This window comes from Hymenobacter nivis (assembly GCF_003149515.1).
GTDB lineage: Bacteria > Bacteroidota > Bacteroidia > Cytophagales > Hymenobacteraceae > Hymenobacter > Hymenobacter nivis.
The window spans coordinates 4,021,861-4,042,204 of record NZ_CP029145.1 but is presented as its reverse complement, the minus strand read 5'-3'; the positions used below and the strand labels follow the sequence as shown (position 1 = coordinate 4,042,204).

At 63.5% G+C, this 20,344-nt stretch carries 19 protein-coding genes and 1 tRNA gene; 7 read left to right on the top strand and 13 right to left on the bottom strand.

The window, feature by feature from the left end; genetic code table 11:
• Positions 1-29: 29 nt before the first annotated feature.
• The 4 genes from pyrE to DDQ68_RS17915 form a co-directional block, all read right to left on the bottom strand.
• Positions 30-656, bottom strand: coding sequence for an orotate phosphoribosyltransferase (gene pyrE, locus DDQ68_RS17930; protein WP_109657533.1), 627 nt, complete (start codon positions 654-656; stop codon positions 30-32).
• A gap of 163 nt (positions 657-819) precedes the next feature.
• Entirely contained in the window at positions 820-1,587 is a 768-nt protein-coding gene (pyrF, locus tag DDQ68_RS17925) for an orotidine-5'-phosphate decarboxylase (protein WP_109657532.1), read from the bottom strand.
• 125 nt (positions 1,588-1,712) lie between these two features.
• Entirely contained in the window at positions 1,713-2,456 is a 744-nt protein-coding gene (locus DDQ68_RS17920; RefSeq protein ID WP_109657531.1) for an asparagine--tRNA ligase, read from the bottom strand.
• Between the two features lie 421 nt (positions 2,457-2,877).
• Positions 2,878-3,168 carry a hypothetical protein gene (locus tag DDQ68_RS17915; protein ID WP_109657530.1) on the bottom strand — a complete coding sequence of 97 codons (291 nt, stop codon included), beginning with the start codon at positions 3,166-3,168 and terminating at the stop codon, positions 2,878-2,880.
• 551 nt (positions 3,169-3,719) lie between these two features.
• Between DDQ68_RS17915 and DDQ68_RS17910 the strand changes: the two genes are divergently transcribed.
• On the top strand, positions 3,720-5,084 hold the full coding sequence (locus tag DDQ68_RS17910) for a sigma-54-dependent transcriptional regulator (RefSeq protein ID WP_109657529.1): 1,365 nt from the start codon (positions 3,720-3,722) through the stop codon (positions 5,082-5,084).
• A gap of 365 nt (positions 5,085-5,449) precedes the next feature.
• On the opposite strand, the gene DDQ68_RS17905 is transcribed toward DDQ68_RS17910, so the two are convergent.
• Positions 5,450-5,842: a T9SS type A sorting domain-containing protein gene (locus DDQ68_RS17905; protein ID WP_109657528.1), complete on the bottom strand. Its 393-nt coding sequence runs from the start codon at positions 5,840-5,842 to the stop codon at positions 5,450-5,452.
• Positions 5,843-6,031: 189 nt separating this feature from the next.
• On the opposite strand from DDQ68_RS17905, the gene DDQ68_RS17900 reads away from it, so the two are divergent.
• From DDQ68_RS17900 to DDQ68_RS17890, 3 genes are all read left to right on the top strand, one after another.
• Positions 6,032-7,153: an NAD(P)/FAD-dependent oxidoreductase gene (locus DDQ68_RS17900; RefSeq protein ID WP_109657527.1), complete on the top strand. Its 1,122-nt coding sequence runs from the start codon at positions 6,032-6,034 to the stop codon at positions 7,151-7,153.
• 74 nt (positions 7,154-7,227) lie between these two features.
• Positions 7,228-8,427, top strand: a complete 1,200-nt coding sequence (locus tag DDQ68_RS17895; RefSeq protein WP_109657526.1) for a type III polyketide synthase — start codon at positions 7,228-7,230, stop codon at positions 8,425-8,427.
• Positions 8,428-8,458: 31 nt separating this feature from the next.
• On the top strand, positions 8,459-9,163 hold the full coding sequence (locus tag DDQ68_RS17890; RefSeq protein ID WP_109657525.1) for a methyltransferase domain-containing protein: 705 nt from the start codon (positions 8,459-8,461) through the stop codon (positions 9,161-9,163).
• 29 nt (positions 9,164-9,192) lie between these two features.
• On the opposite strand, the gene DDQ68_RS17885 is transcribed toward DDQ68_RS17890, so the two are convergent.
• The 3 genes from DDQ68_RS17885 to DDQ68_RS17875 all read right to left on the bottom strand — a co-directional run bounded on the left by DDQ68_RS17885 (position 9,193) and on the right by DDQ68_RS17875 (position 11,173).
• Positions 9,193-9,606 carry an energy transducer TonB gene (locus DDQ68_RS17885; protein ID WP_109657524.1) on the bottom strand — a complete coding sequence of 138 codons (414 nt, stop codon included), beginning with the start codon at positions 9,604-9,606 and terminating at the stop codon, positions 9,193-9,195.
• A 361-nt stretch (positions 9,607-9,967) separates the two neighbouring features.
• Positions 9,968-10,870 (bottom strand): histone deacetylase family protein, encoded by a 903-nt coding sequence (locus DDQ68_RS17880; RefSeq protein WP_109657523.1) that lies wholly within the window; start codon positions 10,868-10,870, stop codon positions 9,968-9,970.
• A gap of 228 nt (positions 10,871-11,098) precedes the next feature.
• A tRNA-Val gene (locus tag DDQ68_RS17875) sits at positions 11,099-11,173 on the bottom strand.
• A gap of 182 nt (positions 11,174-11,355) precedes the next feature.
• Between DDQ68_RS17875 and DDQ68_RS17870 the strand changes: the two genes are divergently transcribed.
• Both DDQ68_RS17870 and DDQ68_RS17865 read left to right on the top strand, forming a co-directional pair.
• Positions 11,356-12,060 (top strand): porin family protein, encoded by a 705-nt coding sequence (locus DDQ68_RS17870; protein ID WP_109657522.1) that lies wholly within the window; start codon positions 11,356-11,358, stop codon positions 12,058-12,060.
• 85 nt (positions 12,061-12,145) lie between these two features.
• A complete protein-coding gene (locus DDQ68_RS17865) occupies positions 12,146-12,646 on the top strand; it encodes a DUF6992 family protein (protein ID WP_109657521.1) in 501 nt (166 codons plus the stop codon).
• Positions 12,647-12,828: 182 nt separating this feature from the next.
• Here DDQ68_RS17865 and DDQ68_RS17860 read toward each other — a convergent pair whose 3' ends face one another.
• The 5 genes from DDQ68_RS17860 to DDQ68_RS17840 form a co-directional block, all read right to left on the bottom strand.
• Entirely contained in the window at positions 12,829-13,407 is a 579-nt protein-coding gene (locus DDQ68_RS17860) for a type 1 glutamine amidotransferase domain-containing protein (RefSeq protein ID WP_211320169.1), read from the bottom strand.
• A 389-nt stretch (positions 13,408-13,796) separates the two neighbouring features.
• Positions 13,797-14,381, bottom strand: a complete 585-nt coding sequence (locus DDQ68_RS17855; RefSeq protein WP_245897453.1) for an IS630 family transposase — start codon at positions 14,379-14,381, stop codon at positions 13,797-13,799.
• On the bottom strand, positions 14,378-14,803 hold the full coding sequence (locus DDQ68_RS17850; RefSeq protein WP_109655318.1) for a helix-turn-helix domain-containing protein: 426 nt from the start codon (positions 14,801-14,803) through the stop codon (positions 14,378-14,380). Before DDQ68_RS17850 ends, DDQ68_RS17855 begins: the two co-directional genes overlap by 4 nt.
• A gap of 431 nt (positions 14,804-15,234) precedes the next feature.
• Positions 15,235-17,580: a mechanosensitive ion channel family protein gene (locus DDQ68_RS17845; protein WP_109657518.1), complete on the bottom strand. Its 2,346-nt coding sequence runs from the start codon at positions 17,578-17,580 to the stop codon at positions 15,235-15,237.
• Between the two features lie 92 nt (positions 17,581-17,672).
• Positions 17,673-18,218, bottom strand: a complete 546-nt coding sequence (locus tag DDQ68_RS17840) for an acyl-CoA thioesterase (RefSeq protein WP_109657517.1) — start codon at positions 18,216-18,218, stop codon at positions 17,673-17,675.
• A 114-nt stretch (positions 18,219-18,332) separates the two neighbouring features.
• Here DDQ68_RS17840 and DDQ68_RS17835 point away from each other — a divergent pair, with 114 nt between their 5' ends.
• Positions 18,333-20,336 (top strand): FAD-dependent oxidoreductase, encoded by a 2,004-nt coding sequence (locus tag DDQ68_RS17835; protein WP_162550218.1) that lies wholly within the window; start codon positions 18,333-18,335, stop codon positions 20,334-20,336.
• Positions 20,337-20,344: the final 8 nt, after the last annotated feature.

Sequence of the window (20,344 nt, the reverse complement as noted above, 5' to 3'; positions counted from 1 at the left end):
CTAAAAAGCTGCCTTCCCAATCAATGAATTTACGCGGCCTTTTCGGGCCGGCTGCCCGGCTTCAAGGCCGGCACTCCGGCCAGATGCGCTGGAATGTGGTCGGCGTCAAACACGGCAGCGTTCACCGCCAACAGGGCAAAGTTCGGGAACGGAAGCTTCACCGCACCACCCGTCCGGTCAATTAAGGAGGCCACCGCCAAAACTTCCACCCCCATCTCCCCCAAAACCCGCGCTACTTCCAGCGTGCTCTTGCCGGTCGTAACTACGTCTTCCGCAATGATTACCCGCTCGCCCGGGCGCAGCGTAAACCCGCGCCGCAAGGTCATTTCGCCCTGCGCGTCGCGCTCCGTAAAAAGTGAGGGCACGCCCAGCTGGCGGGCCAGCTCGTAGCTCACCACCACGCCGCCCATCGCGGGGCCCACCACGGTATCGGGCACCAGGCCGGCCGCCCGCAGCTGCGCCGCCAGCACGGCCATGGCCGGGGCCGCCAGCTCGGGCCGCCGCAAAAAGCGCGCACATTGCACATATGTATCCGAGTGCAAGCCCGACGATAGCTTGAAGTGGCCACTAAGCAGCGCATCTTCCTGGCGCAGCTGCGCTTCCAGGATGGTGGCCACTTCGGCGGCGGGCAGGTCGGGGGTGAGGATTGGGGTCATGGAGATTTTATTCGAACAACTATCCTAGAACGTCATGCTTATCTGGCGTCCGCGCAGCCGAAGCATCTCTGCCGCTGACTAACTGATTACTGCCGCAGTAGAGATGCTTCGGCTGCGCGGACGCCAGATAAGCATGACGGCCTTAGTTTCATAAAAATAACGTTTAAGCCCTTACCACGCGAAACTCATTAATCTGGTCGCGCAGCTCCTGCGCCGCCTTCCCGGCATCGGCTGCTTGCCAGATGCTGCGCGAGGCGTTGATGAGCACACCGCTGCCGTCTTTGCGCAGGCCGGCCTTTAGCGTGGCGGCCAAGTCGCCGCCCTGGGCCCCGATGCCGGGCACCAGGAACCACTGCCGCGGGCAGGCGGCCCGCACGCGGGCCATGGCAGCGGGCTCGGTGGCGCCCACCACAAGGCCAATGATGGCCTCGGGCAGCTCCTCGTCGAGCTGCCGGGCCACCTGGGCGGCCAGGTCGCTGAGGTGGCCGCCGTGGGCCAGGGCCTGGTCTTGCAGGTTGTGGGCGGGCTTGTTGGAGGTCTTAGCCAGCGAGAACACCAGCTTGCCAGGCCGGGCAAAGGGCCGGATGGCGTCGTCGCCCATGTAAGGGTTCACGGTCACGCCGTGGGCCCCCACCACGTCGTAGGCGAAGCGGGCGTAGTGGTCGGCCGTATTGGCAATGTCGCCAAACTTACCGTCCAAAATCACCGGAATATCTGCGGGAATGCCCTGGATGGTGCTTTTAAGCAGCGCCACGCCAGCTTCCCGACTTAGAAAAAAAGCCAAATTCGGCTTGAAAGCCGCCGCGTAAGTGTGGGTTTCAGCCACCACTTGGCGCAGGCGCACCACCACTTCGGCGTCCGTGCCGATGGGGTCGAGGCCCACGCAGAGTAGCGAGTTGGCCGAATGAACGCGGGTAATCAGCTGTTGCATAAGATCGTAGACACGAGGGGCCCACGGGTAAAACGTTTGATTATTCCAATGCGCGGGCTGGCGGCGCCCGCACGGCCCACCGGGGGCCCGGAAGCAAAACCGCCCGGCTTGCACCGGGCAGCTTGCTACTGTGGGTCAACTAGATAACGTTCTCGCGGTTGATGAGGAACGATGCGCAGTAGCGGATGTCGATCTGGCCTGGGATGAACGGAGCCACGTGGGCCATGCCCACGCCAGCGCCCGAGTGCAGTTGCACTTCGTTCTGCTGGTGGAAGCGCAAGGTACCACGCGAAGTCTTTGAGCTTCATGCCCTGGCGGATGAGGCCGGCCGGCATCGAGCTGGGTTTCAGCTTATGGCGCAGCTTAGCGCCGTCAAGCTCGCGCTCGTCCGCACCGGCCGACTCGCCGGCCAGCGGCAGCAGCAAGTCGGTCGAGTTCACCACGCGGGGGTCGTCGTCGTTGTTGCGCACGTTGAAGAACTTGATGTCAACCAGGCGGTAGTTGTCGGCCTTCAGCTCCTTGCGGAAGCTCTGAATTTCGCCGTACACGCGGCCGCTTTCCACCTTTTGGGTCAGCATCTCGATGTAGAGCTGGTTCGACTGAGGCAGGAACATTTTCTTGCCGTCGTACCAATCGATGGTGAACAGCGTGTCGGTGTTCTCGCAAGCGCCGCTCGCGCCCACGATGTGGGGCATGTTGTGCACGGCCAGGAAATGCTCCGATTCCACGTATTTGCGAGCCCCGCGGAACATGGCGTCCCACACCTTAATCACGGCCATCCGCTTGGGCTCGGTGCTCAAGTTGCAGTTGCCAGCGTGGGCCGAAGCAAGGGCAGCAGCTACTTCCGGAGCGAGCGTGTTGGAATCCATCAAAGTGAGAAACGAATGGGTATAGGGGGGCTATTTGAATTAGAAACTGGGCCGTACGAACATAAAAAAACCGTCTCGGAAAACCGAAACGGAAGCAAGGCGAAAAACAGAAAAATCGCCGAAAGCAACGACCGGTTGGTCCTCTCGCAGAATGCCTTGCGGCTTTGTTCCACGCTCCATCGGGGGATGATTGGGGCGAATCATGCTGCAAAATTACGCAAATTTTATGCCCGGTAATTGTTTCGTAGATTTAATTTTTTATTTCATCCAATAGAAATTTTTATCGCCCTCCCGAATTGCGTCAATTAATTAATTCCGACCCGATTTACTGCCGCCGCAAGTACCCAATCTTTTTTCGGGGCCCCGCGACTGGTTGCGTGCCCGCCGTTCCGGGTCGTAGCTTTGGCCATTTACTTCGCACCTAGCCCACGGCCCCCTGGTGGTGGCCCATTTCCGAGTACACGTAGGCGCTGGCGGCCCCGGTGCCTTCGTAGCGCAGGCTAACGGTCGCCGGCGCGGGGCTGGGGTACACTTGCGAACTACTGGCCGGGATCCCAACGGCCAGGGCCACCACGGGCGAGCCATTGGGCAGCAAGCCAAGCATGGGCAGATTGCTGGCCGTAGCGCTTTCCACCAGGTTACCAGCCGCATCATCAGCCGGCAGGGTAAATTTTTTCGGCGCGTTAATATTCGGCGCGTTAATATCCAGCAAGCCGACCTCAACAGTACCGGCCGGCCCGGCAACCACACCGGCGCGGTTGCCGGGCCGGCCGGTACTGTTGAGGCCGGTTTTTAAAAACTGGCTGCAACTCCACCGGGGCCCAGCATAATGCCGCCGCTGCCCGTGAGCGCTAGCACGGCAGGCACGATGGCCCCACCCCTATTAGAAGAGTAATACTGATGCGGTAGCACTTAGCTTGGTTAGCATCAGTTTTCACAATCGCTTCTCTAATTTTCAATCAATAATTCATAACTCTATCAATCAATACTTTAACAAATTATTACTTGCATAGGATGCGCACAATAGCCCATTATAAAGTTTATATTCCTAAATTGAGAATGGTCTTTTTATAAAACGAGAAATAAAACTCCATTTACGCAGCCAAGTGGCTAATTTTCCCTTGGGTAAGTATTTTCATAAATTTTCAATTCGAAGCGAGGTTATTCTATAAAATATAATTATTGTAGGAAAATTTCCTATTTTATTACGTTGATGGGCCGAGCCCCACGGCCTGAATACCGTTCGATATACCTTTAGCTAGCATGGAAGCACCTCTTCCTTTAAGCATATTTATTGTAGAAGACAACGAGTGGTACGGCGAGTTGCTGCTCCACCAGCTGGGCCGCAACCCCGACCACCGCGTGCAGCGCTTTAGCACGGCCAGCGAGTGCCTGGCCCAAATGGCCAGGGAGGTACCCGACGTCATCACCCTGGACTACTCGCTGCCCGACGCCGACGGCGAACACACGCTGCGCCAACTGCGCGAGCGGGCCCCCCAGGCGGCCATCGTGGTTATTTCGGGGCAGGAGGACGTGGCCACCGCCGTAACCTTGCTGCGCCTGGGGGCCCACGACTACCTCGTGAAGGATGCCTCGACCGGCGAGCGCCTGTGGAACCTGCTGGGCCAGGTACGCCAACAGGTGCGCCTGCGCCGCGAAAACGAACAGTTGCGCCAGCAGCTCGATGCCCGCAACGCCGGTGCCAGCGCGCCCATCCTGGGCGCGCACCCCACCATACTGCGCTTGCAGGAACTCATCAGCAAGGCGGCGCGCACCACCATCACGGTGAGTGTCAGCGGCGAAACCGGAACCGGCAAGGAGCTGGTGGCTCAGGCCATCCACGCGCGCTCGGAGCGGGCGGGCCGGCCGTTTGTAGCCGTGAACATGGCCGCCATTCCGCGCGAGCTGCTCGAAAGCGAGCTGTTTGGGCACGAAAAGGGAGCCTTCACGGGGGCCGTGGCGCGGCGCGTGGGGCGCTTTGAAGAGGCCGACGGCGGCACGCTGTTTCTCGACGAGGTGGCCGACCTGGAGCTAAGCCTGCAAGCCAAGCTGCTACGGGTGTTGCAGGAGCGCGAGCTGGTACGGGTGGGCGGGCGCCAGCGGGTGGCATTCGACGTGCGCCTGGTGGTGGCCACCCACCACGATTTGCTGACCGAGGTACAGGCCGGGCGCTTCCGCGAAGACCTGTACTACCGCCTGCTGGGCCTGCCCATTGCCTTGCCGCCGCTGCGCGAGCGGGGCCCCGACGTGCTGCTGCTGGCCGAGGCCTTCGTGCAGACGTTTTGCCAGCGCAACAACCTGCCGCCGCGCCGCTTCGGCGACGACGCCCGGCAGCGGCTGCTGGCCCACCCCTTCCCCGGCAACGTGCGCGAGCTGAAGGCCGTGGTGGAGCTAGCCGCCGTGCTGGCCGAAGGCGACCTGATCCGCAGCCCCGACCTGTCGCTGCGGGGCCCCGCCCCGGCGGCCGGCAGCGGGCCCGCGCGCACGTTGCGCGAGGAAACCACCCGGCTCGTGCAGGAGTGCCTCGACGCGCTGGGCGGCGACGTGCTGGCCACGGCCGACCGCCTGGGGGTGGGCAAATCCACCATTTACCGCATGATTAAGCAGCGGTCCGTGCAAGTGCGCTGAGGCGGTATCCTGTTGCTCCCCACAAATTTCCCCTACCTTAGCCAGGCCTTAATCTTATACTTGGTTTGGGACAACTTAATGCCGGTTCCCCGGGTTATATGGGCGATCTACACCGGTCCCGCGCGGAACCGTTGATTCATTCGCACTATTCATTCATTGCCGCTATGTTGACCCTCGTATTAGGCTTATTAGGCGCTGCCGCCCTCATTGCCCGCCGTGCTGCCCAGGCCCCCCAACCCAAGCTGGTGCCTGTGCCGGTGCGTAGCAAATAAGGCCTCTGGCCCCATAAACAAAAAAAGCAGCCCGCTAGGCTGCTTTTTTGTTGCCTTTACCACACGAAAACCGGGGCATCGCCGTTGAAATCGTTAGCGGATGACGAGCTTACACATTTGGTTAGCGCCGTTGCCTTCAAGTTTCACGTAGTACAAACCATTGGCGAAGCGGCTCAGGTCGAGCACTTTGGTGGCGCGGTCGTTGAGGTCGGTCATGGTTTCGTGATACACCACCGAGCCAATCACGTTCAGCACTTGCAGCTCGACGCGGCGGCCTTCCTGGCCGTTGATGGTGAGGTGCACGATGCCGGTGCTGGGGTTGGGGTACACGGCCAGCGTCTTATCGTCGGGACCGGGGCGCGTTTGCTGCATGGTAGTGCGCTGGGCCTCGCTGGGCTGGGGCAGCGTGGGCGGGGCAAACCCACTGGCCAGGCCACCAGTGGCCAGGGCTAGAAGAAGAGAAAAGACAAGTAAGCGTGGCATCATACAAAAATTCGAGGTAGCAAATCGGCCCGCTTGCTGTGGATGACACAGGGGCTGATGAGGTTAACGATGGAAATTAATTTTAGTTGACAAAGATAATTCCAAATATCTATGTTGTTGATGAAAAAGCTATTATTACTGATGGAATCAAACCTTTTCCCGATTACTCACTACTTTTTATCGCCCCGCTGAGTGGATGTTCTCATCATTGGCGGCGGCCTGGCCGGTTTGGCCGCGGCCCTAGACCTGGCCGGGCGCGGCCACGCTGTGGCGGTGGCCGAGCGCCGGGCCTACCCGTTCCACCGCGTGTGCGGCGAATACGTCAGCAACGAGGTGCGGCCCTATCTGGCCCGGCTCGGGGCCGACCCGGCGCCGCTGGGCCTGGCCAACATCTGCCGGTTCGAGCTGTCGTCGCCGGCCGGGCGCGTGCTGCACAGCCCGCTGGACCTAGGCGGCTTCGGGGTGAGCCGCTACGCGCTGGACGAATTTCTGTACCACAAGGCCGTGGCGGCGGGCGTGCAGTTTTACCTGCCCGCCACGGTGGCCAATGTGGCGTTTGATGCCGCCACGGGCCGCCACGCGGTGGCCCTGGCCGACGGCCGCGCGCTGGCCCCGCGCGTGGTGCTGGGAGCCTACGGCAAGCGTGCCAACCTGGACCGCCAGCTGGAGCGGCCGTTTTTCCGGCAGCGTTCGCCCTACCTCGGGGTGAAGTACCACCTGCGCCTGCCGGGCCACGCCCGCGACGTGATTGCGCTGCACAACTTCCGGGCCGGCTACGCGGGCATTTCGGCCATTGAGGACGGCAAGCTGTGCTTCTGCTACCTCACCACGCGCGATAATTTGAAGGCCCACGGCGGCACCATTGCGGCAATGGAAAAAGCGGTGCTGCACCAAAATCCGCACCTGCGCGCCATTTTCCACGAAGCCGAGTTTTTGTACGACCAGCCCGAGGTCATCAACGAGATTTCTTTTGCCCCGAAGCAGCCCGTGGAGCAGCGCGTGCTGATGTGCGGCGACGCGGCCGGCCTCATCACACCGCTGTGCGGCAACGGCATGGCCATGGCCCTGCACGGCGGGGCCCTGGCCAGTGCCGCCGCGCACGATTTCCTGACCGAAAAAACCAGCCGCCCGGCCATGGAAGCGGCCTACGCCCGGGCGTGGCAGGCGCAGTTTGGGACCCGGCTGCGGGTGGGGCGCGCCGTGCAGGGCCTGTTTGGGGGCCCCGTGCTGAGCGAGGCCGTGGTGCGGGCCCTGGCCCACTGGCCCGCCGCCGTGCAGGGCCTGATGCGCCGCACCCACGGGGCCCCGTTCTGAGGAAAATGCTGGCAAACCGGCCGGACGAAATCTTTTCCCCCCACGCTTTCCGTATTTTGCGTAAACTGCGCACAATGATTAGCTACTTAGGCGCCATCGGCACCGCCAACCCCTCCCACTGCATCGCGCAGCAACAAATTGCCGATTTTATGGCCCAGGCCCTGGAATTCGGCGACGTCGACGCCCGCCGGCTCCGGGCCTTGTACCGGGTGTCGGGCATTAGCCAGCGCTATTCGGTACTGCCCGACTACGGCCGCACCAACGGCGACTACACTTTCTTCCCGAACACGCCTGGCCTGAATCCATTTCCATCGGTAGGGCAGCGTATGGCCGTGTACCGCCGCGAGGCCCTGCCGCTGGCCCTGGCCGCCGTGGCCGACTGCCGCCGCCAGGTGCCGAGCCTGGAAATGGCCAGCATCACGCACCTCATCACGGTGAGCTGCACGGGTATGTACGCCCCGGGGCTCGACATTGAGCTGGTACAGGCCCTGGGCCTGCCGGCCGCGGTGCAGCGCACCTGCGTGAACTTTATGGGCTGCTACGCCGCCGTGAACGCCCTGAAGCTGGCCGATGCCGCCTGCCGCGCTAATCCCGCCGCCCGCGTGCTGGTGGTGAGCGTGGAGCTGTGCACACTGCATTTCCAGAAAAGCGCCGAAGACGACCACCTGGTGAGCAACGCACTGTTTGGCGACGGCGCGGCGGCGTGCCTGGTGCAGGGCCAGCCGCTGCCCGACGGGGCCCCCAGCCTGGCCCTCACCGCGTTTCATTGCGGCCTGGAGCCTGATGGGCACGCCGACATGGCCTGGCACATCAACGATTTTGGGTTTGAGATGACGTTGAGCAGCTACGTACCCAAGCTCATCCAGCGTGGCATTGGGCGGCTCACGGAGCAGCTGCTGTCAACCCTGCCGGTGCGGCGCGCCGACATTCACCACTTCGCCATCCACCCCGGCGGGCGCAAGATCCTGGAGACCATTGAGCAGGCCCTGGACCTGAGCCACGACGATAATCGCTTCGCCTACCGCGTGCTGCGCGACTACGGCAACATGTCGTCGGCTACGGTGCTGTTTGTGCTGCGCGATGTGCTGGCCGCCGCCACCCCCGCCGACCACGGGGCCCCGGTGCTCAGCTTCGCCTTTGGCCCCGGCCTGACGCTGGAGGCCATGCTGCTGGAGATTTCAGTTGACAGTTATCAATTGACAGTTAACAACGAAAAGGCTGTCCGTTCGATGGAAGGGGAGCCAGTTGCCGCCGCGCTCGTGGCGGCCGAATAGCAAAAAGCGCGTGTTACATAATGCCTGCTAAATGTTAAATGACCGAGCGCCCGGCCCCGAGCTGATGGACGACCTGACGCTGGCCTCCGACGATTTGCGCCGCAATCTCGACGAGCTGGAAGTCATCAATACCTGGCTGGGTGGCTACCAGCCGGTACTGGACGCGCTGGCCCGGCTGCGGCCCCGCTTCCCCGCGGGCCGGGCCCTGCGCGTGGCCGACCTGGGCAGCGGCGGCGGCGACACCCTGCGCCACGTGGCCCGCTGGGCCCGCCGGCACGGCGTGGCGGTGGAGCTGGTCGGCATCGACGCCAACCAATTCATGCTGGATTACGCCCGCGCCAAAAGCGCCGATTACCCCGAAATCAGCTACCAGCAGTTCGATATTTTCTCGGCTGAATTTCAGGCTGAGGCCTTCGATGTGCTGACGTGCAGCCTGTTCTGCCACCACTTCACCGATGCCGAGCTGGGGGCCCTGCTGGGGCAGTGGGCCCGGCAGGCGCAGGTAGCGGTGGTCGTCAACGACCTGCACCGGCACTGGATGGCCTACGGCAGCATCTGGGCCCTGACGCGGCTGCTCGGCGGCTCGTACCTGGTGCGGCACGACGCACCGCTGTCGGTGGCCCGCGCTTTCCGCCGTGCCGATTGGGTGCGGCTGCTGGCCCAAGCCGGCCTGGCAAAATATGAGCTGCGCTGGCGCTGGGCGTTCCGGTGGCAGCTGGTTATCTGGCCGAGTTAGGGCCCCGGCGGCTGGCAACTGGCAACTGGCTAAAAAGTAAGCGGCACCGTGTAGGAAACCGCCACGGCCTGACCGTTTTGCCGGCCTGCCCGGAAGCGCGGCAGCTTGCGCACTGCCGCTAGCACGGCCGCGTTGCAGCCGCCGTCCGGACCTTTAACGACTTTGGCGTCCTTCACTGTGCCGCTGGGGCCCACTACGAAGTACACGAACACCTTGCCGCCGCAGCCGCTACCCGGGGCCACCCCCTGCTGGATGGACGCCGCAATGCTGGCCTTGCCAGGCAGCTGTGGCATTTGCTCGACGTAGAAGTACACCTTGGCCGAATCAGGCGTGTGCACGACCTGGTAGGCGTTCGGCATTGTTTGGGCCGCGGTGGCACCGGTATCGACCAGGAAAACGCTGGCGGCCAGCACCAACCGGCGCGATGAGGAGAGAAAAGCCATGCCGCAAGATACACGGCAAGCGGCCCGGCAGCGGCTACGCGAGTGGCAGCCGCTGCCGGGCCGCTGGGGATCCTAACAGGCTATCCGAATAAGGCTTTGTCGTTCCGGCGAAGGAGGAATCTGAAGACGGCACTTGCCTGGTTTTACTCAGATTTCCCCATCCCCGAAATTACACCACCACACTCTGGGACTGTATATCTGGTTATACTGCTCACGAAGTAGAATGCGAAAACGAAGTAGGGTGCGGGGCTTGTCCCCGCCCGTCCTTAAACGGTTCAGTCGGCTTTCGTTCAACGACGAGCGGGGACAAGCCCCGCACCCTACTTCGTGACGAGTATAGCCAGTTTCCTAGGGCCCTAACTCAGCCCCACAGGCCGGCGGCCGCCCGAAACGTATTGGCGTGGGCTTCCACGATGTCGGCGATGTGGGCGGAGTAGCCGCCGCCCATGCACACCACCACAGGCAGGCCCTGGGCGTGGCACAGGCGGAGCACCAGCTCGTCGCGCTGGCGGCAGCCGGCGCGGCTCAGGGCCAGGTGGCCGAGCTTGTCGGTGGCCAGCACGTCCACGCCGGCCAGGTAAAATACGAAGTCGGGACGTACCCGCGCCACCAGGGGCCCTAGGGTGGCGGCTAGTAGGGAGAGGTACTCGGCGTCGGTGGTGCCGTCGGGCAGGGGCTGGTCGAGGTCGGAAGTTTCCTTGCGGCCGGGGTAGTTGCGGGCCCCGTGCACCGAGTAGGTGAACACGCGCGGCTCGTGCTGGAAAATAGCGGCCGTACCGTTGCCCTGGTGCACGTCCAGGTCCACAATCAACACTTTCTTCGCCAAGCCGTTGGCCAGCAGCCAGGCGGCGGCGACGGCCTGGTCGTTCAGCAAGCAAAAGCCCTCGCCCCGGTCGCGGAAGGCGTGGTGGGTACCGCCGGCGATGTTGAACGCTGCGCCGTGCACGAGGGCCCGCCGGGCGCACTCGATGGTGCCACCGAGGATGGTGATTTCGCGCGCAAACAGCTCCGGCGACCATGGAAAACCCGTCACCCGCTCCTCCTGCCGGGTGAGCTGGCCGAGGCGCAGGCGCTGGTAATAGCCGGCGTCGTGCACCCGCAGAATATCGGCGTCGGGTGGCGGTGTGGGCACAAAAAAATCGGCCGCCGTGGCCGTGCCTTCGTACAGCAGCTGCTCGGGCAACAGCTCGTACTTCAGCATCGGGAAGCGGTGGGCGGTCGGCAGCGGGTGGGCATAGCTGGGCGCGAAGGCAATGGGCAGCATCTACAGTAATTTTCAGGTCAGTGTACAGCCAGTACGGAAGGATTGTAAACGGAGTGGCACTCCGTTCGGCCTTCGCACGGAAACGGAGTGCCACTCCGTTCGACAGCACCAGGCACACCAACTCAAACATTGCCCTGGGATGTGGTCAGTTGGGGTGCACCGCCAAGCTACGCCAAGCGCCGGGGCCCAAATGCAAAAAGCCTCCCCGCGCGGCGGGAAGGCTTTTTGTGAGGCATACTGGGCTCGAACCAGTGACCCCCACCGTGTCAGGGTGGTACTCTGAACCAACTGAGCTAATACCCCAAAGGCGCCCGCGCCGGAGGGTGGCGAGCCGGGCAAAGGTAGCACCGGCCCGCGGATTTTTAGGCCCCCGGGGCCCCGGCGGGCAACTTTCTGGGCGGGGCGAAGTATAGGGCCTCGTCGATACCCGATGTGCGGCCCCGCCGGGACCGCTGTTTTCTACCACTTTATCTGTTCCCTTATCTATGAAAAATCTTCTCCTCACGCTTATGCTGGGCGTCGCGGCGGCCCCGGCGGCTATGGCCCAGGCCCGCGCCGGCGGCGACCTTTCCTCGAAGGACTACACCGGCGGCGCCGTCACCGACTCGCGCAACACCGGCTTCGGCATCAAGGGCGGCTATAATCTGAGCAACCTTTACGGCGGCGGCAAGGACTTGCTCGGGCCCACCTCCCTCAACGCTTTCCACGGCGGCGTATACGGCCAGTTTGGCTTCAACCAGACGTCGTCCGTGCAGATCGAGCTACTGTACACGCGCAAAGGCTACATCGCCAACTTCAACTCGGTGGGGGGCCCCAGCTATAACGAAAGCCAGCGCACCACCCGCTTGAACTACTTGCAGCTGCCCATCCTGTACGTAGCCAACTTCACCAAGAACCTGAGCTTCCACATCGGCCCGCAGGTGTCGCTGCTGACCAACGCCCGGGTGTACGACCAGGACCTTGCCCTGTCCGCCGGCGGCTTCAATGCGCTTGATTACGGCGCCGTGGCCGGCTTTGAGGGCCGCGTGGGCCCCGCCCGCATCGGCGTGCGCTACGACCTGGGCCTGGGCAATGTATACAAGGACGGCGTGTCGATAAAGTACGGCAACAACAAGGTGGCCGACCTGTCGAGCAGCAACTTGCACAACCAAACCTTCCAGGTGTACCTGGGCCTGGGCTTCACCCAATAGGCCGGCTGGGCCCCCACCGCCGCCTGCCCGCGCGCTACCTTCCGGGTTGCGGTGGGGCAGGCGGCTTTTTTTATTTTCTTTTCCCATGCCTGTCCTCGACCCCAACGCCCTGTACGCAACCCGCGAGCTAATTGTGGGCCGTGGCCTGGCGGTGCTCGCCGCCTGGGTCATCATTAACCTAGTGGGCAGCGGCTACGCCGTGGGCCGCGCCGACCGCCGCCTGGAGCCCTACTACTTCCACCTCATGAACGTGGCCTGGGCCCTGGTGAACGCCGGCCTCGCTGCCTGGGGCATCGTCATGCTGCGCCGCTTGCCGCCGGCCGGCTGGTCGCTGGCCGCCGAAGCGGGGGCCCACCACCACGACGAAAACCTGTTCCTCATCAACACCGGGCTCGACGTGCTCTACGTCGTTGTGGCCCTCTGGCTGCGTCGCCGGGCCACCGAGCCCGGCGCGGGCCACCCTGCCCGGCTGGCAGGCTTTGGCCACTCGGTGCTGCTGCAAGGCGGCTTCCTGTTCGTATTCGACCTGGCCATGACGGCCCTGTTGCACCTGGCCGGGGCCCCGCTACGCGCCGCCGGCCTGTAACTCCGTTTGCTTCTAGCGCGAACTTTATAGTTCACGGCGCTCGCTTCGTCCTGCCGATTACCGCCGAACGATTACCGTTCAGCGACTGGGCAGCGGGGCGAACTACTAGGTTCGCGCTACGGAAACGGCCCGCTACTGTATAGTAGCGGGCCGTTTTACATTCAAGTTGAAAGCTTGGGCCCCTAGGTGCGCGGGGCGTGCTGGCCTTCGAGGATTTCCTCCACGATTTTCTTGTTGAAGGCGGGAATATCCTCGGGCTTGCGGCTGGTGATGAGGCCTTTATCGGTTACTACTTCCGAGTCTTCCCAGTAGGCGCCAGCATTTTTAAGGTCGGTTTTCAGGCTAGGCCAGCTGGTCATTTTCTTGCCGCGCACCACGTCGGCCTCAATCAGCGTCCAGGGCCCGTGGCAGATGGCAGCCACTACTTTACCCGAGCCGGCAAACTCGCGCACGAAGCTCACCACGTCCTTGTTCAGGCGCAGGATGTCGGGGTTCATCTGGCCGCCGGGCAGCACCAGGGCGTCGTAGTCGGCCGGCTTCACATCGGTGATGACCTTATCGACGCTCACTTTGTCGCCCCAGTCGTTATTGGGTCCGTCCCAGCCCTTGATAGAGCCGCTTTTGAGGGAGATGACGTGAGTGGTAGCGCCCTCGCCTTCGAGGTATTTCTTGGGCTCGGTCAGTTCGACCTGCTCGAAACCGTCGGTGGCAATGATGGCGATTTTCTTGCCCTTGAGCTTATCGCTGCTGAAGATGGACATAAGTGGGGAATGGTAAAAGGCAAAGGCCGGGGATAGTCCCGGCCCTTTCCCTATTACGCCCGCGGGGCCCTTTGGTTTATCAAAGTTTTGCGGCTCTAATTCACGTAATGAAAATTCTTGTGCCCGTCCTGCACCTCAATTTTAGTAATATCGCGCAACGGAATTCCCTTTGTCAATCCCGGTATAAAGGTTGATTGACTTCCGATGACGGCGCTATCTCGAACGTAGAGCCGGTCAAAATAGAAGATGTTTTTTTTGCCTTGGTGGGAAATCCGAACTTCGATAGATGGGCTATTCGGTACCATTACGTCCCTCCCATTCGCCGTAACACACTTAATCGTTTTGAGCGTATTCACATTAAGTGCTTATTCAAATTTATTTCGGCAATGTCAGGTTGCAAATTGGATGGTGAATTGGCGGCCAACGCGGTCGAGAATGTGCCACACAGCGGTTTTGAGGGTTTTGAAATCGGCGTAGGCTTCGGGCCGCAGCCACTCGTATTTGACTTTGCGCCAGAGGGTCTCGATTTTGTTGAGGTGAGGGCTGTAGGTGGGCAGGTAGAAAATGTGCACGTCGCGGTCCTCCCAGTCCTGCAGCCGCGCTTGAAACGCGGCGGTGTGGTGCAGGCGGGCATTGTCGAGGACCCGTACCGTGGGCCGGGTGCGGGTCGCGACCCAGGCGTCGAGCGTGTCAATGACAAAGGCCGCATCCACGCTTCCCTCACGGGCGGCGGTGTGCAACTCGTTGGTGGTGGCGTTGAACAAGCCCAACACGTTGAAGCGCTGGCTATGGCGGGGCTGGGTGGCAACGTGTTCGCCGGGAAATTGCCAGCCGTACGGGATGGCCGAGGTCAGACAAAAGCCGGATTCATCGCCGTAGAACAGGTCAAGCGCGCCTGCTTGCTCCAACTCTTGCACCTGGCGCAACTGGTGGGCTTTGAAGGCGTAGTCGTCCGGGTCCTGGGCCGGTTTCAGCCCGTGGCGGAAGCGCCGCCATTTGCCCCCACACTTTTTAAAAAACGCTTCAGCGTCAGGGCCGAGAAATCTTTGCGCAGTTCCTGACGCAGCACGGCGGTCACGTCTTTGAGTTGCTGGCGGTTGGCGCGCACAGCGGCTTCCACGCGCTGCTGGTCGGCGGGCTGCAGGATAGCCGGCCGACCTTGCCCTTTGGCGTTGGCCAAGCCCGCTAAGCCGCCCTGTTCCCAGCGGTTAAACCAGCCGTACACCGTGCCCTGGCTCACGTTCAGCAGGGCCGCCAGCGCGGGGACCGACTGCCCGTCCGCGCTCCACAACAAGCCTTGGCAACGGGCGCGGAACTGGTGCTGCGGGTGATGGTGACGGCCAGCTTCCAGCGTAGTCCGTTCCGCAGCGTCCAAGGAAATGTAGCGTTTTTGCATCTTCAAAGTAACAACCAATCCATTAGTTAATTTTGAACAAGCACTTAGCACGGTAAATAATTGGTAATCCATATGGTCCGGCAACTTTCACGGGTTGCAAACTGGCTGCGTTAACCCCAGCCAATTGCTGCCGAAAGCTTTGCACTGGAATCTGAAAAGTCGTGCATCCGGTAATGCTCACAATCCCCATCAGCAGCGCCCGCAAGACTATACTCGTCACGAAGTAGGGTGCGGGGCTTGTCCCCGCCCGTCGTTGAACGAAAGCCGACGGAACCGTTCAATGACGGGCGGGGGCAAGCCCTGCACCCTACTTCGTTTTCGCATTTCACTTCGTGAGCAGTATAATTTGACATCACGCATAGCTACTTACTTTTTAGATTGATAATCTTGGTATAGTGCCCCAGGGCATCGTTCTGAGAACGCAATTTACTTCAACTAAGTACCAGCCCTTGCGCCGTGAATCGCCGGTATATCCCCGCCAGGATTTCGCTTTTGGTGAGTTCCTGCTGGCGGATATTGGTAATCCAAAATAGCACGCGCAGCTCGTAAATCTGGCCGTTGATGTTGTTGAGCAGGATTTCGGGGGCCAAGGTGTTCATAGTGTAGGGACTGGCCTTGATTTCTTCCTGGATTTGCTCGCGGGCGGTTTGCAGGGCGGCTTGCGGGTCGGCTTGCCCATCGGCGTCGGGGTCTACGACGGGAGTAATTTTCAGGGTCAAGTCCACGCGGACGTGGTCGTTGGTGCGGGTCCAGTTGATGACGTGGCCGGAGAGCAAATCGCCGTTGGGCACGATGATTTCGGAGCCCGTGACGGAGGCAAGCTTGCTGGAGCGGATGCCGATGTCCTGCACGCGGCCCGCTTTGCCGGCTACTTCGATGAAGTCGCCCACGTGGAACGGCCGCTCGAAGATGAGGATGATGCCCGACACGAGGTTGTTGACGATGCTTTGCAGGCCCAAGCCGATACCTACACTTAGGGCCCCGAACACGATGGCGATTTTGCTGAGCGGCAGGCCCGTAGCGGCCGTGGCCAGCGCGAAGCCCACGAGCACCAGCAGCAGCCGCAGCCCCACCAGCCACGAGCCGCGGTGCCGGGCGTCGGGAGTGTCGCTGGCGTCGCCCACCTCGCCAAAAAAATAGCCTACATACTGCTGGAGCTGCGTCGATACGTAGAGGATGACGAAGAACAGCCCGATGTTGCCGAGCGTGAAGGCGGTGCTGCCCAGCAGGCGCGGGGCCGTGAGAAAGTGCGCGGCCGCGCCATAGAGCCCGGCGTACAGGTTCAGGTTGGAAGTAAACACCAGCCCCCACAGGCCCGCCGCTACCACCGTGAGCAGGCGCAGCAGCTGGGGACCGATTTTGTCGTAGTCGAAGTGTCCCGCGCCGCCCGCCGCCGAGCGGCTGCACAACACTTGCAGCAAAAAGGCCTCGGTAAGCAGCTCGATGAGCACAGCCAGCCCAATGCCCTGCGTGAGCCCGAAAATGGCCGTCGTGCTGAACATCTTGGCCATGCTCAAGCGCCCCAACACGTTGCAGGCCACGGCCAGCCCGTTCAGGGCCATGAACACCCCCGTGACGGGCACTACGAACCAGGGCAGCCGCGCCGCGTGCCGCACGCGCCGCAGCAGCACTGCCCCGATGCCCACGGCCGCCATGTCGAGCAGCAGCAGGCCCCAGCGCGCCAGCAGGCCCGCCGCCGCGTTGGCGTTGATGACGACTAGGGCAACGAAAAACACCACCAGCCCCAGCCAGTACCAAAACGCACCCCGGGGCCAGCTGCGGGCAAACACCGCCGTAAGGGCCCCGAGCAGCAGCGCTTGCAGTAGGGCCAGGTACACGGGCGGCGGGTGCAGCTCCAGGGCCGGGGCCAGGCTGAACACCACCACCAGCGTGGCCGCCACCGGCCCCGGCCGCAGGTAGTGGAAGGAAGGCTCGATGGCCAGCGCCCGCTTGTTCACCCGGCGGTAGTTAAAGGCCACCCAACCGTAAAATACGACCCCAATCAGGGCCATGAAGGCCCAGTTATCCCAGTTGCTGGCGAAGTAATAGCCGATAATTTCGCGCCGATAAACTTCGTCCTGGGCCGCGTCGGGGTCGGGCGGGGGCGGCGGAGTGGGCCGCGCGGCCCACAGCGGCGGGTAGGTCGCCTTGATGGTGGCGCGCCCGAAGCGGCGCATGAGGTCGCCCACGCGGTCTTGCAGCTCCAGCGACTGGATGTAGCTGGCCGCCACCTGGGTTTGCAGCACCTTAACCCGCTGGAACCGCTTGGTGAGCAGCCCCGCGATGAGCTGCTGCCGCCCTTGCAGCGCCGAATCGGCCCGCTCCATAGTGAGGGCGGCCGCGTTGGGGTGGGGGGCGCGGGCCGGCGGGCCGGGCAGGGCCTTTAGGCGGGCCTGCATGGCTTCCAGCGCCTCGTGGGCCCCGCCCAGCGCCATGCGCCACTCCACGAGCTGGTCTTGGGTGGTGGCCAGCATCAACTGGCACATTTGCAACTGCTTGAGGTCTACCACCTGGTCGGTTTCCTCCACCCCGTGCTGGATGGCTTTCAGGGTTTCGCACACGCCGGGCAGCTCATCGGCCAGGTCGCGGGGGTCGTACACGTCGCGCACCTGCCCAGAAATTCCGCTCAGCGTGGTGTAGCCGATTTCGATGCGGTGCGCATCGTCGTGCGTCACCGTGTCCGGAGCCCCGGCCGCCGCCGGGGCCCCGAGCGGCGCGGCCCGGGCCCCCGTTGCCAGCAGCACCAGCAGCACCCCGAAATAACTAAACTTTACCAAGCCCTTATTTGGCAACCTGCTTATAATCAAAGAAAATAACGGATACATATTGCATTAAAAATAACGAACGGTAACAAAAGGAAATGTACGGCTTATTGCCGGGGCGCGGGGCCCTGTCCCTCACCGCTAGCGGCACGGCGCAGCTGCTTCAACTCCTGGCGCACGGCCTTCACCCGGTCGTCGAAGCCATCGGGGTCGTACTCCACCCCTTCCACGTCCACCTGGTTGAGCAGGTCCATCAGCTCGTCGGAGTGGTCGAGGCGAGTGCCGGCGGGCATCTTCACGAACGTCATTTCCGACCACAGCAGCGCCAGCAGGCGCAGGCCGTCGGCGGCGCGCATCTGCATTTCCAGCACCAGGTTGGAATTGTCGAAGTGGATGAGTTGGGTGCGGATGAGCACCTCCACGCCCTGGCGCGCCGGCTTGAGGTAGCTGAGGTGGTGCTTGGTGATAACCCAGGCCGCATGCTGTTCGCGGGCCAGCTCGCCCATGTTCAGGGCGTAGTGCTGGGCCACCTGGTCTTCGCGGGCGTTGAGGAAGTAATCGAGGTAGCGGGCGTTGTTGAGGTGGCCCAGCATGTCGCAGTCCTGGAAGTGGACGCGGTGGCGGGTTTCGGGGGTACGAACAAGATCGGGCATGGCGCAAAAGTAGCGCCGGGGCCCAAAGCCGCCCCAAACTACTCGGCACGCCTACTACTTTGCCCGAAAATGCCTATCTTTTCCGGACCGTTCCCGTCCCAAATTTTTTGCCCGATGTTCGACCTTACCCCCGCCCGCGCCGCCGTGGTCCGCGCCGTGGCCGATACGCTGCTGCCGCCCGCCCCCGGCCTGCCCGCCGGGTCCGAGGGCGTTGACCTCGACCAGTTTGCGGCCGCCGTGCGCGCCCAGCCCGCCGGGGCCCAGGCCGAGTTCGGGCAGCTGCTCGACCTACTGGGCCAGCCCGTGGTGGGCCTCACCTGGCTGGGGCCCCTGCGGCCGTTTGCGCAGCTGAGCGCCGCCCAGCGCGAGGAGCTGCTGCAAAGCTGGGCCGCCTCGCGGCTGCCGCCGCTGCGCAAGGGGTTTCAGGCCCTGCGCAAGCTGTGCCTGTTCCTATACTACGGCGGCAGCCGGCCCGGCCGCCCCGCCGCCTGGGACGCCCTGGGCTACCCCGGCCCCGCCGACGCCCCCACCGACACCGCCCGGCCCCTCGAAACGCTGCGGCCCCGCGTGGATACGACCTACGACTGCGACGTGCTGGTGGTGGGCTCAGGGGCGGGCGGCGGCGTGGTGGCCGGCGAGCTGGCCGCCGCGGGCTTCGACGTGCTGGTGCTGGAAAAGGGCCCCTACTACCACGGGCGCGACTTCACGCAGCGCGAAACCGACATGATGGGGGCCCTGTACGACGCCCGCGGCACCCTCGGCACCCACGACGGCGGCGTGGGCATCCTGGCCGGCTCGTGCCTGGGCGGCGGCACCACCGTGAACTGGGCCGGCGCCTTCCGCACCCCCGATTACGTGCTGGAGGAATGGGCCCACGAGCACCAGGCGCCCCACTTCACGGGCCCCGATTTCCAGCAGAGCCTCGACGCTGTGAGCGAGACACTGGGCGTGAACACCGATTACGCCCGCCACAACGGCCAAAACCAAGCCCTATGGGACGGCTCGAGGCGCCTGGGCCAGGACGTAAAGCTGATTCCGCGCAACGAGCGAAACCTAGATGGCTCCGACGCGCATTTTAGGGCCCTGGGGTACTCGTCGCTCGGCGATGGGCACGGCCATAAGCAGGGCACCTTGAACACGTATTTGCCCCTGGCCGCCCGCCACGGGGCCCGTCTGCTGGCCGATGCCCGCGTTGAACGTATCACCCGGGCCCACGGCCGCGCCGCCGGCGCCGAGGCCGTGTACGCCCCCGCCGACGGGCCCGCCGTGCGCGTGCAGGTGCGGGCCCGCTGCGTGGTGGTGGCCGCCGGGGCCATCCAGACGCCGGCCCTGCTGCTGCGCTCGGGCCTGCGCCACCCGCACCTGGGCCGCCACCTGCACCTGCACCCCACCCTCATCGTGGCCGCGCAGTACCCCTGGGCCATGCACTCGTGGCACGGCCCCAGCATGAGCGTGGTGAACGACGCCCACACCCGCCGGCACGGCACCAACTTCGGCGTGAAGCTCGAAACGCCCCCCATTCACCCCGGCCTGCTGAGCACCGTGCTACCCTGGCTGAGCGGGGCCCAGCACCGCGAAATGATGGCCGGGGCCGCCCACCTCGGCTCGTTCATCGCCCTCACCCGCGACCGCGACGGCGGCCGCGTGCGCGTGGACCGGCAAGGGGCCCCACTGATTGACTACACGCTGTCGGACTTCGACCGCGGCAACCTGCTGGCCGGCGTGCGGGCGGCGGCCGAAATCCACGCCGCCGCCGGGGCCCACACCATCTACCTGCCCCACGGCACACTGCCCATTTTGAAGGCCGAAAATGGGGCCCTGTGCCACCCTGAGCGGCTGGCCCAACTGCCGCATCTGGGCTGGCGGCCAAATCAGTTTGGCCTCTACAGCGCCCACCAGATGAGCACCGCCCGCATGGGCGGCGACGCGGCCACCCACCCCGTGCGCATCACGGGCGAAACCGTGGAACTGCCCGGCCTGTACGTGGCCGACGGCGCGGCCTTCCCGGCGTGCTCGGGCGTGAACCCCATGCTCACCATTATGGGCCTGGCCCACTACACGGCCCAGGGCCTGAAGGCCACGCTGCCCGTAGCGGCCCGCGCGGTGGCAGTGCAGTAGGCGCGCTA